Source organism: Streptomyces griseoaurantiacus, assembly GCF_036189845.1.
Lineage (GTDB): Bacteria > Actinomycetota > Actinomycetes > Streptomycetales > Streptomycetaceae > Streptomyces > Streptomyces griseoaurantiacus.
The window spans coordinates 5,052,316-5,067,820 of sequence record NZ_CP108326.1; the positions used below are offsets into that span (position 1 = coordinate 5,052,316).

Consider the following 15,505-nt stretch of genomic DNA (forward strand, 5'->3'; position numbering starts at 1 on the left):
GCCCCGCCCACGAGAGGACCGACGTGCCCCTCACCCAGCGACCGCCGGGCCCCGCCACCACCCCGCGGCCCCCCGCCGCCGCATGGTTCCCCGGCCCCGGCCCCGGTTCCGGGCCCGGTGCCGCTCCCGCCCCCGCGCGCGGGACCGGGGCGGGGCCCCTGCGGCTGATCTGCGTCCCGTACGCGGGCGGCACCGCCTCCGTCTACCGGGGCTGGGAGACCGCACTGGGCGCGGACGTGCGGGTCGTCCCCGTCGCCCTGCCCGGCCGGGGGCCGCGCCTGCGCGAACGGCCGTACTCCGCCATGCGCCCCCTGGCCCGCGACCTCGCCGAGGCCCTCGTCGACTGCGAACTCGCCCACGACTACGCCCTGTTCGGGCACAGCATGGGTGCCCTGCTCGCCTACGAGGTCGCCTGCGAGCTGCGGGCCCGGGGCCACGAGACCCCCCGGCACCTCTTCGTCTCCGGCAGTGCCGCCCCCCACCTCTACGGCGACCGCCGCGACCGCACCCTGTCCGACGCCGACCTGCGGCAGCTCGTCCAGGACCTCGGCGGCCTCGGTGACGACCCGGCCGTCGCCGGCGCCTACCTGGACCGGCGGCTCCCCGTGCTGCGCGCCGACCTCACCGTCTGCGAGGAGTACCGCTGGACGCCCCGGCCCCCGCTGGACTGCCCCATGACCGCCTTCTCGGCCACCCGCGACCCCCTCGCCACGCGCCCCGCCGTGGAGGCCTGGCGCGCGTACACCGCCGGCTCCCTCCTCCACCACCACCTGGACGGCGACCACTTCTTCCTCAACGGCCCCGCCCGTCCGGCCCTCCTGCGCGCACTCCGCGAGGAACTCGCCCGGCACACCGCACCCACGGCACCCACCGCACCCGCACCCAGGACACCCACCGCACCCGCACCCACGGCCCCTTGTGCCACCTCTCCCACTCCTCCGACCCCCGAGCACGCGAAGAGGGACTCCTCATGGATCTGCTGAGCCTGGCCCGCACCGTCAAGCACCGGGTGGAGGCACCCCTCACCGAGGCACTGTCCCTGGCGAGGATCGCCGCCGACCCGCGCAACCCGGTCCTCCTGACCCTGTCGACCGCGCTGGTCAACCCGCTCTACCGGGCCGCCTTCCTCGCCTCCGCCGCCGGCTCCGGCGTCCTCGGCTGCCTGGCCGTGCGCCCCTGCGACCTGGAGAGCCTCGCCGAGTACCTTGAGGTCCCCCAGGAGGACCGCCCCCGGCTGCGGGCCTGGCTCGACACCGGCGTCGGGCTCGGCGAACTCGGCACCCGCGAGGGCTGCTACCGGCTCAGGAGCCCCGCCGCACGCCTCCTCGCCCTGCCCGGCAACGACGCCGTCGCCGCCACCCTGGAGGAGATCCTCCGCTTCCACGTGCCGGTGCTCCTCGACGCGCCCCGCATGCTCACCACCGGCCGCCGCTACTCCCTCGCGGACCAGGACGGCACCGTCATCGCCCGCTCCTCCCTGGCCCTGCGCGCGATGGTCGAGGCCGCCCTCGACCGCACCCTCGACCGCGAGGGCCCCGTCCGCCTCCTCGAAGTCGGCTGCGGCACCGGCGCCTACGTGCGCCACGCCGCCGAGGCCAACCCCCGGCTCACCGCGCTCGCCGTCGACCTCCAGGAGGACGTCGCCGCGCGGGCCGCCGACAACATGGCGGCCTGGGGCCTCGCCGACCGCGTGGAGACCCGGCAGGGCGACCTGCGCACGCTGGACCTGCAACCGCAGTTCGACCTGGTCACCCTGCACAACAACATCTACTACTTCCCCGAGGAGGAGCGCGTACAGGCGCTGCGCCGGGCCCGCGCCCTGCTCGCCCCCGGCGGCCGCCTGCTGCTCACCACCTCCTGCCGGGAGGGCGGCAACGCCGGCCTCGACGTGCTCAACCTCTGGTTCACCTACGCCGACTTCGGTGGCCCGCTGCCCCGGGCGGAGGAACTGACCGCACAGCTGGAGGAGGCCGGCTTCACCGACGTACGGGCCACCCGCCTCGTCCCCGGCCAGCCCTTCCGCGCCTTCACCGGCACCAGCGACGGCACCCCGGTGACGGACACCCCCGTGACCGAGGCCGCCGCCGGCATCAGCCGCACCACTGCCGCGCGCGCCGCCGCCCCGTCCGCCCAGAGCCTCTGACAGGGCTGATCAGGCCAGGAGACCCCCTGATGGAAACCCGCACCGACAGCTCCCGCACCGACGGCCCCCGGTCCGGCGGTGCCCGGGCCGCCTCCCGCCCCGCCCGGCCGGCCCCGCACGCGGACCTCGTGCTCGCCCTCGGCCAGGGCCGCGCCACCGTCGAGACGGCCGGGGGCAAGGCCGCCCGGCTGGACGAGATGACCGCGGCCGGCCTCCCGGTCCCGCCCGCCTTCTGCCTCACCACCGGCCTGTTCGACCTCTTCCTCCGCGAGACCGGCCTGGCCGCCGAACTCCGCGCCGCCGAGGCCCGCGGGGCCGACAGCGGCACCCTCCGCGACCTCGTCCTCTCCCGCGAGATCCCCGAGGCCCTCGCCCGGACCGTCCTCGCCGCCTACGAGGAACTCGGCCGCCCCCGCGTCGCCGTCCGCTCCTCCGCCTGCCGCGAGGACTCCGCGGCGCAGTCCTTCGCCGGACAGCACGACACCGTCCTCGACGTCTCCGGAGAGGAGGCGCTGCTCGCGGCGGTCAGGACCTGCTGGGCCTCGCTCTGGTCCGACCGCGCGGCCGCCTACCGCGAGAACGGCGCGGCCGGCTCCATCGCGGTGGTCGTGCAGGAGATGGTCCACGCCGACGTCAGCGGCGTGCTGTTCACCGTCGACCCGGTCGGCGGCCGCCCCCACCGCCTCGTCGTCGAGGCCTGCTGCGGCCTGGGGGAGGGGCTGGTCTCCGGACGGGTCTCCAGCGACTTCTTCGCGATCGACGACCGCACCCTCGAGGTCGTCGAGGAACGCGTCCGCTACAAGGTCACCAAGTGCGCCTCCGTCACCCCCGGCACCATCGGCATGACCAAGGTCGACGCCGCCGACCGCGACGCCCCCTGCCTCACCGGCGAGCAGCTCACCGCCCTCGCCCGGCTCGCCCTCGACGTGCGCGCCCACTACGGCACCGAGCAGGACATCGAGTGGGCCCTGCGGGACGGCGTGCTGCACCTGCTCCAGACCCGGCCCATCACCACCCGCCCCCGGGACACCCCCCGCGAGGAGCCCCACAGCCCCTACGTCTCACCCCAGCCGGACCCGGTGCGCAAGGGCACCCTGTGGTCCCGCATGGACATCGGCGAGATCTTCGTCGGCCTGATGTCCCCCCTCGGCCTCAGCTTCGCCCGCTACTACCAGCAGCACGTCCACCGCGACTGCGCCGCCGCCCTCGGCGTCCGCGACACCGGCGACGTCGGCCTGCACATGGGCTACCTCCAGGGCCACGTCTACCTCAACATCTCCTACACCGCCCACCTGCTCGGCCAGTGCCTGCCCACCCGCGACCAGCGGCACTTCACCAGCCGCTTCGTCAGCGAGGAGGCGGACCTCTCCACCTACGAGAACCCCTTCGGCACCTTCCCCGGCGGCCTGGAGGACCTGCTGTCCACCCTGCACTGGGTGCGCTCCACGGCCACCGAGATGCTGACCATGAAGCACCGCGCCGAGGAGATGGTCACCAGCCGCCTCTACGAGTTCGACCGGGCCCGGCGGCTGGACCTCACCCGCATGAGCCGCCGCGAACTGCACGCCGAACTCGCCCGCTACCTCGACTTCTTCCACGACGCCCACGTCGGCTACATGCCGTACTACATCAACGCCTTCGGCTTCTACGGCGTCCTGACCGAACTGTGCGGCAAGTGGCTCGGGGCCGAGGGCGCCAACCTCCAGAACCGCCTGAAGACCGACATGTCCAGCCTGCGGACCGTCGCCTCCGCCCAGGAGATCTGGAAGGTCGCCCAGGCCGCCAAGGCCCGCCCCCGCGTCATGGCGCTCATCGCGGACACCCCGCTGGAGGAGATCGCGGACCGCCTGCGCGCCGACGCCGAGGGCCGCGCCTTCTGGCAGGCCGAGATGGAACCCTTCCTGCGCGCCAACGGCACCCGCAGCCGCCAGGAGATGGAACTCACCCACCCCCGCTGGATCGACGACCCCTCCTACCTCTTCCAGATGATCCGCCGCTACGCCGCCGACGGCCTCACCGCCGAGGACATCATGGGCCGCAGCCGCGCCCGCGCCGAGGGCGACGTCCTGGCCGCCGTACGCGCCCTGCCGCTGCCCCGGCGTCGCACGCTGGAGACGGTCATCTCGCTCTACCAGCTCTGCAGCGAGCTGCGCGAGACCACCCGCATGTCGATGGTCACCTCGATCTGGCTGGTCAGGAACGTGGTCTACGAGGTCGGCCGGCGGCTGGTCGCCGAGGGCGTGCTGCACTCACCGGACGAGGTGGCGTACCTCGACTTCGAGGAGGTCCGCGCCTACCTGGCCGGCACCCGCCCGGCCCGCGATGCCTTCCCCCGCACGGCGCTGGACGAGCGCCGGCGCCTGCACGACTACCACAACCGGCTGCCCGAGCCGCCCCTGACGTTCATCGGCGAGCACGACCCCACGCGCCCGGCCCGGCGCGGAGCGGCCGCGGCCGAGGGCGCCCGCCTGGAGGGGCTGGGCTCCAGCCCGGGCCGGGTCGTCGGCCGGGCCCGCATCGTGGAGGACCTGGTCTGGCAGGCCGACGAGTTCCAGCCCGGCGAGATCCTCGTGACCCGCTACACCGACGCCTCCTGGACCCCGCTGTTCGCCATCGCCGGGGGAGTGGTCACGGACATCGGCTCGATGCTCTCCCACAGCTCCATCGTGTCCCGCGAGTTCAACGTGCCCTCCGTCGTCAACACCAAGGACGCCACCCAGCGCCTGCGCACCGGCGACACGGTGGTGGTCGACGGGGACACGGGCGTCGTCGAGGTCGTCGAGACCGCCGGGGCCGACGAGGTCGCACAGACCACCGAGGCGGCGTCGCAGGACCCGGCCGACTGAGCGCGCGGTGCCCGTCCGTCCACCAGCACACCGCGCCCGGTCCGACCCGGCGCGGTGACGAGAGGAGAACAGCCGGATGATCCCCAACCAGTGGTACCCGATCCTTCAGACCAGCGAGATCCAGCGCGAGAAACCCACCGGCGTCCGCCGCATGGGCGAGGAACTCGTCCTGTGGCGCGACCTCGACGGCACCCTCGTGTGCCAGACCGCCCGCTGCCCCCACAAGGGCGCCAACATCGGCGACGGCCGCCTGAAGGGCAACACCGTCGAATGCCCGTACCACGGCTTCCGCTTCGACGCCGAGGGCACCTGCAAGGTCGTGCCCGCGCTCGGCGCCGGCGCCCGCATCCCCGCCTCGCTCAAGCTGCGCACCTACCCGGTGCGCGAACAGCACGGGCTGGTCTGGCTGTGGTGGGGGGAGGAGCGCGAGCACCTCCCGGCGATCGAACTCCCCGCCGAACTCGTCGGCAACTCCCGTCCGTACGAGACGATCTCGTGGACCCGGCCCCTGCACTACACCCGCTACATCGAAAGCCTGCTCGAGTTCTACCACGTGACCTTCGTCCACCGGGACCACTGGACGAACAACATCGACTACACGTTCATGTACGGCACCGCGCGCAGGTTCTGGACGGACGGCCGCGACCGCTACCTCGCCGCCAACAAGATCGTCAACCACGAGGTCGAGGTGGACGGCACCACCATCCGCTCCACCTTCGACCAGTGCGAGGAGGCCGACCCGGAGAACACCTCCCACTTCCACCTGATCTACCAGGCCCCGGGCCTCACCCACGTCAAGACCGGGCTGCTGGAGATCACCACCTGGCTCACCCCGATCGACGAGGAGAACACCCTCGCCATCATGCGGCTCTACGAGTACCCGATGCTCCGGGCCATGGTCCCCTTCAAGCCGCTGCGCCCCTGGGTGCTGCGGGCCTCGCTGCTCATGGAGCGACTCGTCCAGGACCCGCAGGACGTCGGCATCATGCTCCGACAGGAGCCCAAGGTCAGCGAGCGGGGAGTCAACAAGTTCATCGCGGTCGACGAGATGAACGCCAAGTTCCTCCAGATGCGCGACCGCCTCAAGGCCGAGGCCGCCGCCCACGCGGACGCACCCGAGGAGACCCCGGCCCCGGCCGCGCCCCACGGCAAGGCCGCGGGAGCGGGCGGCAAGAGCACGGGCGCGGGCGGCAAGGGCGCCACGACCGCCCGGGGCAGGCGCACCGCCAAGACCGAGCCCCGCACCGACGACCTGGCCGAGGCCCGCCCGTAGACACCCGCACACCACCCACCGAGAGGAAGGGGAGCGCCCTCATGGCAGAGGCCGAGCCCGAGGACCGGACGAGCCCCCGCGACCTGCTCATGGAGACGGTCGCCCAGGCCATGCTCACCCTCGCCCGGGGCCGCGACGTCCTCGACCGCTGCCTCGACGGGAGCCAGGGCGTCGACGACTTCGGCTACGACCCCGAACTCACCGACGACCTGCTCCTGCCACCCCTGCGAGGGCTCTACGAGAAGTACTTCCGGGTCGACGTCGAGGGCCTGGAGCACGTCCCGGCCGAGGGCGGCGCCCTCGTCGTCGCCAACCACTCCGGCACCCTGCCGCTGGACGCCCTGATGCTCCAGGTCGCCCTGCGCGACCACCACCCCGCCCACCGGGCACTCCGACTGCTCGCCGCCGACCTGGTCTTCCGACTGCCGGTGCTGCGCACCCTGGCCCGCAAGGCCGGCCACACCGCCGCCCGCATGGACGGCGCGCTGCGGCTGCTGGAACGCGGCGAGCTGGTCGGCGTCATGCCCGAGGGCTACAAGGGGCTCGGCAAGCCCTTCGCCGAACGGTACCGGCTGCGCCCCTTCGGCCGCGGCGGCTTCGCCGCGGTGGCGCTGCGCACGGGGAGCCCTCTCGTGCCCTGCTCCATCGTCGGCGCCGAGGAGATCTACCCGATGCTCGCGGACGCCCGCCCGCTCGCCCGGCGCCTGGGCCTGCCGTACTTCCCGATCACCCCGGCGTTCCCGCTGCTGGGGCCGCTGGGCGCGGTGCCGCTGCCGACCAAGTGGACCATCCGCTTCGGCGAACCGATCCCCACCGACCACTACTCGGCGGAGACCCTCCAGGACCCGATGTTCGTCCACAAGCTCTCGGACCAGGTCCGCGACACCATCCAGGAGACGCTGACGGAGATGGTGCGCGGACGGAACGGCCTCTTCGGCTAGGGCGTGTTCCGAAAGTCCCGCCTGTCCGGCGGCGTCTGGCACGCCCGCTCGCCGCGTTGTCGGGATCACCCCGATACATCCAGTATCGGGGCGACCCTCCGCCTTGCGCTCGCACGCACCAGACGCCGCCGGACCCGCCCTTCGTGCGGACGGCGCCACTTTCGAAACACGCCCCAGCGGTTCGTTCGGCCGGCGTTCAGGACACGAGCCGCACGAACGGGGTCGCCTCACCGATCTTCCGGTAGGCGGCCTCGCTGCCGTCCGTGGGGAACCCCATGAGCTGGGCCAGCCGGCGGGCCGCCCGCGGATGCCGGCGGGCGTAGTCGACCATGACGTCCCCGCCCTCGGCGGCGGACAGGAAGTGCGCGGTGACGGCGACCCGCCGCCTCCCGAACTGGATGGCCACGTCCGGCCGCTTCCGCACGTTCCGGTACCAGTCGGACTTCGGCCCGAATCCCGAGGCGACGGTCCAGACGTCCTTCTCCCCGTCGTAGGAGACGACTTCGAGCACCACCTGCCGGGCGAGCCCGGACGTGCGCCCCACGTGGTGCAGCAGCAGGAACCGCTTCCCGAGCAGCGGCCCGAGCCCCGCCCGGTACAGCCGGATGGGCAGACGGAACGCCACCCGCCGCCATCCGGTGGGGGGCTGCGGCCGACGCGGGTTGTCCTCGTGCGACATGGTCACCTTTCCTTGGCAGGACGGGAGGGGACGGAAGAGGAATCGCCGGAGCCGGAGCCGGAGCCGGAGCCGGAGCCGGAGGCGGCAGCGGCAGCGGCAGCGGCAGCGGAGGCAGCGGCGGCCGAGCCGGGGGTGGGGGCGGTGCCGGAGACAGGAGCGGGGGCCGCCGGCCGGACCCGCTCCCGCGTCCGCACCCGGAAGATGACCAACCCCACTACCGTGAACCCGCCCGCCCAGACCAGCCCGAGCCCCAGATGCCCCCACAGGGCGGTGTCCCCGAAGCTGCCGCCGACCGCGAACTGCATGGGTCCGAAGGAGGGGAACCACTGGAGGACGGGCTTGTTGGCGAGCGGATTGCCCAGCGGGTTCTGCAGGAAGGTGTCCATGAGGGCGCCCATGATGATGAGGAAGAACCCCTCCAGGTCCCGCTTGACCAGCACCCCGAGCAGCAGCCCCAGGGCCCCGTAGGTGAGCGCGATGACGGTGAACCCGCCCAGCACGGCGCACCACCCGCCCACCGACGGCCGCCAGAACAGCAGCATCGCGAGCGCGGTGTAGAGGGCGATCGAGGTGGCGACCACCGCCACGGCCAGCGTCTTGGCCCCGATGAGCGTGGACTGCCGGAACCCGGCGAACACCAGCCGCCGGTCGAAGGCGACCGCCTTGCGGACGGCGTCGAAGACGACGAACCCCGCGATCATCGTCACGGAGTTGAGCCCCGCCGAGATGAGGGTGAGGCGGCCGCCCTCGACGTGCAGCACCTCACCGGTGGAGTACAGCCGGAACTCCAGTGTCTCGCCCGAGGCGAGCATGTCCATGAGCAGGTACCAGACCGGCACGAACACGGCGAGCAGCAGCCCGGCGAGCCGATTCCGCGTCTGGTCCCGCACGGAGAACCGCAGGGCCGTGGGGAACTGCCCGAACGCCGGCCGCCCCCCGCTTCCCCCGGACACGTCGGACACATCGGCCCCTTCAGACACGGACATGCCGCTCCCCGCCCTCCGCCGGCGCCGCCTCGCGCGGCGAGAGCCGCCCGTCCACGAGATCGGCCAGCACATCGAACCGGTCCTGCTCGAACACGAGATGGGTGATGACGACGACGGCCTTCCCCCGCCCCCGCAGTTCCTCGACGAGATCCCAGAACCGCAGATAGGTCTCCCAGTCGAAGCCCTGGTAGGGCTCGTCGAGGAGCAGCAGCCCGGGATCGTGCAACAGCGCGAGCGTGAGGTTGAGCTTCTGCCGCGTCCCGCCGGACAGCTCCCCGGCGGCGGTGTCGGCGTACCGCTCGTACCCGAGGAGAGACAGCAACTCCCGGCCCCGGCCCAGGTCGGGCAGCCGGTGGGCGGCGGCGAAGTAGCGCAGGTGCTGCTCGACGGTCAGCGCGGCATTGAGCACGGGCTCCTGCGGGCAGTACCCGAGCGCCCCGGCCAGGGACACCTCCCCGCGGTCGGGCGCGAGGGTCCCCGCGAGGATCTTCAGCAGGGTCGACTTCCCGGCCCCGTTCTCCCCGACGACGCCGACCAGCTCGCCCGGCGCGACGGTGAGCTCGGCCCCGCGCAGCACGGACCGCTTCCCGTACGACTTGTGCACCTCCCGCGCCCGCAGCAGGGGTTCGGAGTCGACAGGCATACGCACCTCTCAGGACGAGCGGACGAGAACCGGGACGGGACGGAAGGCCGGGGGCCGGGGGCAGGGGACCGGGACCGGGGCCGGGGGCCGGGACCGAGGGCCAGGACCGGGGCCGGGACCGAGGGCCAGGACCGGGGTCGGGACCGAGGGCCGGGGCCGAGGGCCGGGATAGGGTCCGGGGGACCGGGGGACCGGTACTAGGACGGACCGGCCGCCGGCCCCTCCGGGGGCGAGGCCCGCAGCCCACCCGCGTACACACTGAGCATCTCGGCCCCCCAGCGGGCCATCCCGTCCCCGGACAGGGGATCGACCCCGAGCGTCTCCGCGATCCGGTCCCGCAGCAGGAAGACGGCGAGGTCGTTGGCGAGCAGGAAGGCCGCCCGCACCTCCGCGTCCCGCCCGGCCACGGCGACCCCACCGGCCACCAGCCCGTCCAGGGCGCCCCGGCTCAGCTCGAACAACCGCTGGAACACCTTGCGCCCGGCCTCGGAGTCGCCGAGCAGCAGCCGCCGCAGATAGCCGGGCAGGGGCGATCCCTCGGGCAGATACCGCCCGAACACCTCGCTCAGCAGTCCCGAGGAGGCCCCGGGCTCGACCAGCCGGGCCCCGTCCTCCCCGGCGAGTTCGCCCAGCATCCCCTCGAACACGTCGAGGACGTACTGGTCGACCTCCTGCCGCAGCCCGTCCTTCGACCCGAAGTGGTGCACGACGAGCGCCGCCGACACCCCCGCGGCCTCGGCGATCTGCCGCACGGTGACCCCTTCGGGCCCCCGCACGGCGAACAACCGCAGGGCCTCGTCCCGAATGACGGCCCGCGCGGTCCGGTCTCCCTCGGCGACTGAACGCATGTACAGCATGCTAAACGGTCGTTCAGTCACCCGTCCAGAAGGGCGGCTGCCACGGGCTAGACTTGAAGAGTTCTTCAATTGACCAATTGCCTCGGCCGTTGTCCCGGTCGCGCGCGGCCCCGTCGCCGGAACGCCGCAGTGGACACACCCGGGCGCACGGAAGGTGAGTGGGATGCCGGTTCCGCTGTACGAGGCGAAGGCCGAGTTCTTCCGCATGCTCGGCCACCCGGTGCGCATCCGGGTCCTGGAACTCCTGCAGGACGGCCCCAGGCCGGTGCGTGAACTGCTGGCCGACATAGAGGTGGAGCCCTCCAGCCTCTCGCAGCAGCTCGCGGTGCTGCGCCGCTCCGGCATCGTCACCGCGACCCGCTCCGGCTCCACCGTCGTCTACGAACTGGCCGGCGGTGACGTGGCCGACCTGCTGGCCGCCGCCCGGCGGATCCTCTCCGTCCTGCTCGCGGGACAGCAGCGACTGCTGGAGGAGCTGCGGACGACGGAGCCCGCGGCGTGACCGCCGCCCGGCCGGACACCGACCCCGAGCCCCACGCCGACAGCACCGACGGAAGGAAGGACGCCCCGATGAGCCAGGAGACCGAAGGGGCCCGCCCCGGGGAGAAGGCCGCCGCGCGACCGGAAGCCGGAGGCGGCGACTCGGAACGCCGCATGGAGCGGGGCATCGCCCTCCGCGCCGGCTTCTACATCTTCGGCACCCACCTCTTCGCCGGCTTCGTCTGGCTGCTCTTCTACGTGGGCGAGCACGCGCACAAGTAGCCCGCCGCCGGCTTCCGGCGGCGGATTGGGCTACGCCCGCCGGTCCCCGCGCGGCGTCCCGGCCTGGAGGGCGGCGAGCAGTTCCTGCTGTTCGGCGAGCAGGCCGGAGAGGATGGAGCGCGCGACCCTGAGCAGCTCGGCGACCTTCGGGCTGGTCAGCGAGTAATAGACGGTCGAGCCCTCCTTGCGGGACACCACGAGGTTCGCCCGGCGCAACACCGCGAGCTGCTGGGACAGATGGGCCGGCTCGATCCCCACCTCGGGCAGCATCTCGGCCACCGCGTGCTCCCGCTCGCTCAGCAGCTCCAGCACGCGGATGCGCGCCGGGTGACCGAGCGTCTTGAAGAACTCCGCCTTCAACTGGTACAGCGGCGTACTCATCATGTCCTCGCTCTCCCCGCCCCTGGACGGGCGTCCCCGCCCCCACGGCCGGGCGTCCTCGGCGTCCGGTCCGCGGCGGAACGTGGCCGTCCCGCCGTCCTCGGCACGGCGTCCATCCTCCCCCGCGTCCCCCGGCACCCCGAAACCACCGGGCGAACGATCCCACACCACGTGCGCTCCGCGACGGACACGGCGGGCACGGCGGGGGCGACGGACACGGCAGGCACGGCGGGCGCGGCGGCGGGCGGTGTGGACGACGCCCTCACCGAGCCTCCGCCCCAGCCTCCGCCCCAGCCCCTGTCCCTGTCCCGGCATCCCCCGCCCGCCCTGTCCCCTGAGCGGGCTCCGAGGGCAGCACGCCGACCCGCTGCAGATGGGCACGCGCCGCCCGGATCGCCGCCGGCGTGCGCGCGTACTCGCACCCCTCCGGACGGAGGAGATCCAGCGCTCCCACGGAGTCGAGGACCTGGCGATGGCCGGCGCGGACCCCGGAGGCCATCACGACGATGCCGCGCCGGTTCAGCTTCTCCACGGCGTCCTTCAGGACCAGGGCGCCGGTGGCGTCGATGGTGGTCACCCTCGACATCCGCAGGATGACGACGCGGGCATCGGCGGCCTCGGCCAGTTCCAGCAGGAAGCGATGGGCCACCGCGAAGAACAGGGGCCCGTCGAACCGGTACGCCACGATGTGCTCGGCGAGCAGAGCGTGCTCCTCGGCGCTGTGGTCCCCGGCGTCCAGCGGCACCTGGTCCATGCGGGCCTGCTTCGCGACCGCCCGCAGAGCGAGCGCACCCGCGACCACGAGGCCGATGACCACCGCCTGCACGAGGTCCAGCGCGAGGGTGGCCACGGCGGTGAGCACCAGGATCACCGCGTCGGAGCGGGTGGCCCCGGCCATGGCCCTGAGCGAGCCGACCTCGACCATGCGGACGGCGGTCGCCAGCAGCACACCGGCCAGCGCGGCGAGCGGAATCCTGGACACCAGGGGCGCGAGCGAGAAGACGATCACGGCGAGGACGAGGGCGTGGGTGAGGGCCGCGAGCCGGGACGTCGCCCCCGACCGCACGTTGACGGCGGTCCGGGCGATGGCCCCGGTGGCGGGCACCCCGCCGAACAGCGGAGCGGCGATGTTCGCCAGCCCCTGCCCGAACAGCTCGCGGTCGGGATCGTGCCGCTGCCCGACCGTCATCCCGTCGGCGACGGAGGCCGACAGCAGCGACTCCAGGGCGGCCAGCGCCATCACCGCCACCGCCGAGGGCAGCAGCGAGCCGAGCGCGTGCACGTCGAGGAAGGCCAACGAGGGCGCGGGCAGCCCGGACGGCAGGTCACCGATCACCCGGGCCCCGGCCAGCCCGGAGAGCTGCGTGACCGCGGTGGCCCCGATCACCGCGAGGATCGAGAAGGGCACCTTGGGCCACCGGCGGGCACCGAGCAGCATGACGGCGGCCACCGCGAGCGCGAGCGTGACCGCGGTCCCGTCCGGGTGCCGCGCGAACTCCCGCACGGCACGCCATGTGACGACGAGCACCCGCTCGCCCTCGGGCTTGTCCACACCCAGCGCGTTCGGCACCTGCTGCAGGGCGATCACGCACGCGATGCCCAGGCTGAACCCCTCCACCACGGGCGCGGGCACGTACCGCATGTACTTCCCGGCCCGCAGCAGCGCCAGCGCGAGGAGCAGCACACCGGCGATCAACCCGACCGTCAGCACCCCGGAGGGCCCGAACTCGGCCACGATGGGCACCAGGACGACCGTCATGGCACCCGTGGGACCGGACACCTGCAGATTCGACCCGCCGAACACCGCGGCCACCGCTCCCGCGATCACCGCGGTCGCGAGGCCCGCCTCGGCCCCGAGCCCGGACGACACCCCGAAGCCCAGCGCGAGCGGCAACGCCACGACCGCCACCGTCAGCCCGGCGAGCAGATCCCGGCGCGGATCCCGCCGCACCTGCGCCACCTCGGCCCGCCCGGGCAGCAACCCCGCCAACCGAGCCCACACGGCACCGCACACCCCGCCCACCGCACCCCACCCTCCGCGCCCGGCCGCTCCAGGCTCCACACCTGACGAAAGCAGCATCTATGGAATTGCTAATTTTAGCAATTCCGCAACCTGCTCCGCCCCGCCCTGCGACGTGGAGGAGCCGACGGGCCCGGGCCCCTACAGGAGGTGGTCGGCCTTGCCCGCCTTGATCTCGACGATGAGGGTGCGCAGGGCGTCGAGCGAGTCGGTGAGATACCGCTCCTCCTGCCCGGCGACGGCTATGTAGGCGTTCCCGTCGTCATCGGTCCCGAGGCGGAAGCAGTTGTTTCCCTCGGCGCAGTACGGGTCTTCCCAGGTGATGCCGGACATGGGGCTCCTCAGAGTTCGCGGGTGACGGCGTGCACGAGCTCCCGGGAGTCCGCCGGACTCAGGGAGTTCGCGTCCATCCAGGCCAGGTGGGCACGGAACTTGGCGAGCTGGGCGTCGGCGTGCAGGAACTCGGGACCGTGCGTGGAGTCCAACTGCACCGTGTCGAGCTGGGGGACGGGCCCCTCCGCGTACAACAGCGCGTGACCTGCCCCGGGGAACCCGTCGGCGCCGACGGGAATGATCCGCAGGGTGATGTTGTCCCGCTCGGACATGTCCAGGAGGTGCGCGAGCTGGACCTGCGTGACCTTGCGCCCGCCGAACCGCATCCGCAGGGCCGCCTCGTGGACGTAACCGACGTACGGGAGTGAGAGTGGCTCCACCAGCACCCGCTGCCGCTGCATGCGGTGCTGCACGCGCAACTCGACCTCGAGGCGCGACAGTCGGGGCAACCCGGCCTCGAACACCGCACGGGCGTAGTCCTCGGTGTGCAGGAGGCCGGGCAGATGAACGATCTGCCCGGTGAGGAGACGGTTGGCATGCCACTCCAGCTCGGCGATGTCGAGCAGCCCGGACGGCAAGGTGCCGCGGTACTGCTCCCACCAGCCCGGCTCCGTCTCCTCGGCCATGCCTGCCAGTGCCTCGACATAAGCGCCGTCGGAGCAGTCGTAGTTGTTGGCCAGCGTCCGTACCCGTTCCGGGCTGGTGATCCGGGTGCCCGCCTCCATGTTGGAGATCTTCGCGCGATCCAGCCCCAGCAGGCCGGCCGCGTACTGCGTGCTCGCCCCCGCCGCGAGTCGGAGTTTCCGCAGTTCGGCCCCAAGCCGCTGCTGACGTTCCGTGGGCGCGCTTCGCATCGACACGCTGTCCTCTCTCTCCGGCCCCGTCAGTCTGCCGCGCCCCCGCATCCCCGGTCCAACCCGATAGTGGCAATTTGCCACCGAACTTGTGGCACCGTGCCGCAGTGGTCGCTAGCTTGAGTAGCGCGCCAGCAACACACCGCAACGCCGGAAGCGCACCGCGCGAGCATGCCCGTCCGCCCTGGGGCGGGTGCGCCCGCGACCAGGGCGGCAGGCCACCGGCGACCCCGAACCCTCACGCACCCGACCGGAGTTCGCCATGCCCGAGATCCCCCGCGTCCCCGCCCACTGGCACTTCCCCGCCGACGCCGCCTCCGTACCCCGCGCCCGCCGCGCGGTCATCGACTCCCTCCCGCACGCCCTCCGCCCCCACCTGGGCGAGGACCTCCGCCTGCTGACCTCCGAACTGGTCACCAACGCGATCAGGCACGGCACCTGCCCGAAGAGCGAGAGCCTCATCGAACTGGTCCTCTGGCCGGCCGACGGCCACTACTGGCTCGCCGTCTCCGACCCCGGCACCGGCAAACCCACCGTCACCCACCCCGACCCCACCTCGGAAACCGGCCGGGGCCTCCTCCTCGTCGACCACCTGGCCGCCACCTGGACGGTCCGCCCCCGCCCCACCCGCGGCACGTCGGTCATCGCGGGCCTGTCCCTGCGCCCCCACCCCTGACCCGCCGAACCGTCCCGGGGTGATCGACTCCGCCGCACTGGTCGGAGAACGCACCGGAATGCACCGTCTGCCCCCGCCCTCCACTCCGTGGGCACTACAGTCACTTGTGTG

Annotated in this window: 16 protein-coding genes; 8 read left to right on the top strand and 8 right to left on the bottom strand. The window is 73.1% G+C overall.

The genetic code is table 11. The features are described from left to right. Positions 1-23: 23 nt before the first annotated feature. The 5 genes from OHB09_RS22595 to OHB09_RS22615 all read left to right on the top strand — a co-directional run bounded on the left by OHB09_RS22595 (position 24) and on the right by OHB09_RS22615 (position 7,203). Entirely contained in the window at positions 24-983 is a 960-nt protein-coding gene (locus OHB09_RS22595) for a thioesterase II family protein (RefSeq protein WP_328922448.1), read from the top strand. Next, positions 971-2,143 carry an SAM-dependent methyltransferase gene (locus OHB09_RS22600; RefSeq protein ID WP_328922449.1) on the top strand — a complete coding sequence of 391 codons (1,173 nt, stop codon included), beginning with the start codon at positions 971-973 and terminating at the stop codon, positions 2,141-2,143. The genes OHB09_RS22595 and OHB09_RS22600 overlap by 13 nt, the downstream gene beginning before the upstream one ends. 29 nt (positions 2,144-2,172) lie before the next feature. Continuing rightward, positions 2,173-4,989 carry a PEP/pyruvate-binding domain-containing protein gene (locus OHB09_RS22605; RefSeq protein WP_167794800.1) on the top strand — a complete coding sequence of 939 codons (2,817 nt, stop codon included), beginning with the start codon at positions 2,173-2,175 and terminating at the stop codon, positions 4,987-4,989. Positions 4,990-5,065: 76 nt separating this feature from the next. After that, positions 5,066-6,262: an aromatic ring-hydroxylating oxygenase subunit alpha gene (locus OHB09_RS22610; RefSeq protein ID WP_286676713.1), complete on the top strand. Its 1,197-nt coding sequence runs from the start codon at positions 5,066-5,068 to the stop codon at positions 6,260-6,262. Positions 6,263-6,303: 41 nt separating this feature from the next. Beyond that, positions 6,304-7,203, top strand: coding sequence for a lysophospholipid acyltransferase family protein (locus tag OHB09_RS22615; protein WP_006142416.1), 900 nt, complete (start codon positions 6,304-6,306; stop codon positions 7,201-7,203). 196 nt (positions 7,204-7,399) lie between these two features. On the opposite strand, the gene OHB09_RS22620 is transcribed toward OHB09_RS22615, so the two are convergent. From OHB09_RS22620 to OHB09_RS22635, 4 genes are all read right to left on the bottom strand, one after another. Beyond that, on the bottom strand, positions 7,400-7,882 hold the full coding sequence (locus tag OHB09_RS22620; protein ID WP_006142417.1) for a nitroreductase family deazaflavin-dependent oxidoreductase: 483 nt from the start codon (positions 7,880-7,882) through the stop codon (positions 7,400-7,402). A gap of 2 nt (positions 7,883-7,884) precedes the next feature. Then, complete coding sequence (locus tag OHB09_RS22625) at positions 7,885-8,868, bottom strand: hypothetical protein (RefSeq protein ID WP_328922450.1); 984 nt, start codon at positions 8,866-8,868, stop codon at positions 7,885-7,887. Further along, positions 8,855-9,511: an ATP-binding cassette domain-containing protein gene (locus tag OHB09_RS22630; RefSeq protein ID WP_093591787.1), complete on the bottom strand. Its 657-nt coding sequence runs from the start codon at positions 9,509-9,511 to the stop codon at positions 8,855-8,857. The genes OHB09_RS22625 and OHB09_RS22630 overlap by 14 nt, the downstream gene beginning before the upstream one ends. 197 nt (positions 9,512-9,708) lie before the next feature. Next, positions 9,709-10,359, bottom strand: a complete 651-nt coding sequence (locus tag OHB09_RS22635) for a TetR/AcrR family transcriptional regulator (RefSeq protein ID WP_006142420.1) — start codon at positions 10,357-10,359, stop codon at positions 9,709-9,711. Between the two features lie 172 nt (positions 10,360-10,531). Here OHB09_RS22635 and OHB09_RS22640 point away from each other — a divergent pair, with 172 nt between their 5' ends. Beyond that, positions 10,532-10,870: an ArsR/SmtB family transcription factor gene (locus OHB09_RS22640; RefSeq protein ID WP_006142421.1), complete on the top strand. Its 339-nt coding sequence runs from the start codon at positions 10,532-10,534 to the stop codon at positions 10,868-10,870. Further along, the gene (locus tag OHB09_RS22645; protein ID WP_167795331.1) at positions 10,867-11,130 is read left to right on the top strand and encodes a DUF6126 family protein; all 264 of its coding nucleotides are present in this window, start codon (positions 10,867-10,869) and stop codon (positions 11,128-11,130) included. The genes OHB09_RS22640 and OHB09_RS22645 overlap by 4 nt, the downstream gene beginning before the upstream one ends. A 30-nt stretch (positions 11,131-11,160) precedes the next feature. Here OHB09_RS22645 and OHB09_RS22650 read toward each other — a convergent pair whose 3' ends face one another. From OHB09_RS22650 to OHB09_RS22665, 4 genes are all read right to left on the bottom strand, one after another. Beyond that, entirely contained in the window at positions 11,161-11,511 is a 351-nt protein-coding gene (locus tag OHB09_RS22650; RefSeq protein ID WP_040896413.1) for an ArsR/SmtB family transcription factor, read from the bottom strand. 262 nt (positions 11,512-11,773) lie between these two features. Beyond that, positions 11,774-13,591, bottom strand: a complete 1,818-nt coding sequence (locus tag OHB09_RS22655) for a SulP family inorganic anion transporter (RefSeq protein ID WP_328922451.1) — start codon at positions 13,589-13,591, stop codon at positions 11,774-11,776. 81 nt (positions 13,592-13,672) lie between these two features. Beyond that, positions 13,673-13,864, bottom strand: coding sequence for a hypothetical protein (locus OHB09_RS22660; RefSeq protein ID WP_006142425.1), 192 nt, complete (start codon positions 13,862-13,864; stop codon positions 13,673-13,675). An 8-nt stretch (positions 13,865-13,872) separates the two neighbouring features. Beyond that, positions 13,873-14,718: a helix-turn-helix domain-containing protein gene (locus OHB09_RS22665; RefSeq protein ID WP_006142426.1), complete on the bottom strand. Its 846-nt coding sequence runs from the start codon at positions 14,716-14,718 to the stop codon at positions 13,873-13,875. A gap of 262 nt (positions 14,719-14,980) precedes the next feature. Here OHB09_RS22665 and OHB09_RS22670 point away from each other — a divergent pair, with 262 nt between their 5' ends. Next, complete coding sequence (locus OHB09_RS22670) at positions 14,981-15,394, top strand: ATP-binding protein (protein ID WP_328922452.1); 414 nt, start codon at positions 14,981-14,983, stop codon at positions 15,392-15,394. Positions 15,395-15,505 lie beyond the last annotated feature (111 nt).

Bases quoted from the DNA above. Each gene is read 5' to 3' on its own strand.
- OHB09_RS22620 (WP_006142417.1), bottom strand. From the start codon at position 7,882: ATGTCGCACGAGGACAACCCGCGTCGGCCGCAGCCCCCCACCGGATGG.
- OHB09_RS22640 (WP_006142421.1), top strand. From the start codon at position 10,532: ATGCCGGTTCCGCTGTACGAGGCGAAGGCCGAGTTCTTCCGCATGCTC.
- OHB09_RS22600 (WP_328922449.1), top strand. From the start codon at position 971: ATGGATCTGCTGAGCCTGGCCCGCACCGTCAAGCACCGGGTGGAGGCA.
- OHB09_RS22650 (WP_040896413.1), bottom strand. From the start codon at position 11,511: ATGAGTACGCCGCTGTACCAGTTGAAGGCGGAGTTCTTCAAGACGCTC.
- OHB09_RS22655 (WP_328922451.1), bottom strand. From the start codon at position 13,591: ATGCTGCTTTCGTCAGGTGTGGAGCCTGGAGCGGCCGGGCGCGGAGGG.
- OHB09_RS22660 (WP_006142425.1), bottom strand. From the start codon at position 13,864: ATGTCCGGCATCACCTGGGAAGACCCGTACTGCGCCGAGGGAAACAAC.
- OHB09_RS22605 (WP_167794800.1), top strand. From the start codon at position 2,173: ATGGAAACCCGCACCGACAGCTCCCGCACCGACGGCCCCCGGTCCGGC.
- OHB09_RS22665 (WP_006142426.1), bottom strand. From the start codon at position 14,718: ATGCGAAGCGCGCCCACGGAACGTCAGCAGCGGCTTGGGGCCGAACTG.
- OHB09_RS22670 (WP_328922452.1), top strand. From the start codon at position 14,981: ATGCCCGAGATCCCCCGCGTCCCCGCCCACTGGCACTTCCCCGCCGAC.
- OHB09_RS22630 (WP_093591787.1), bottom strand. From the start codon at position 9,511: ATGCCTGTCGACTCCGAACCCCTGCTGCGGGCGCGGGAGGTGCACAAG.
- OHB09_RS22635 (WP_006142420.1), bottom strand. From the start codon at position 10,359: ATGCGTTCAGTCGCCGAGGGAGACCGGACCGCGCGGGCCGTCATTCGG.
- OHB09_RS22615 (WP_006142416.1), top strand. From the start codon at position 6,304: ATGGCAGAGGCCGAGCCCGAGGACCGGACGAGCCCCCGCGACCTGCTC.
- OHB09_RS22610 (WP_286676713.1), top strand. From the start codon at position 5,066: ATGATCCCCAACCAGTGGTACCCGATCCTTCAGACCAGCGAGATCCAG.
- OHB09_RS22625 (WP_328922450.1), bottom strand. From the start codon at position 8,868: ATGTCCGTGTCTGAAGGGGCCGATGTGTCCGACGTGTCCGGGGGAAGC.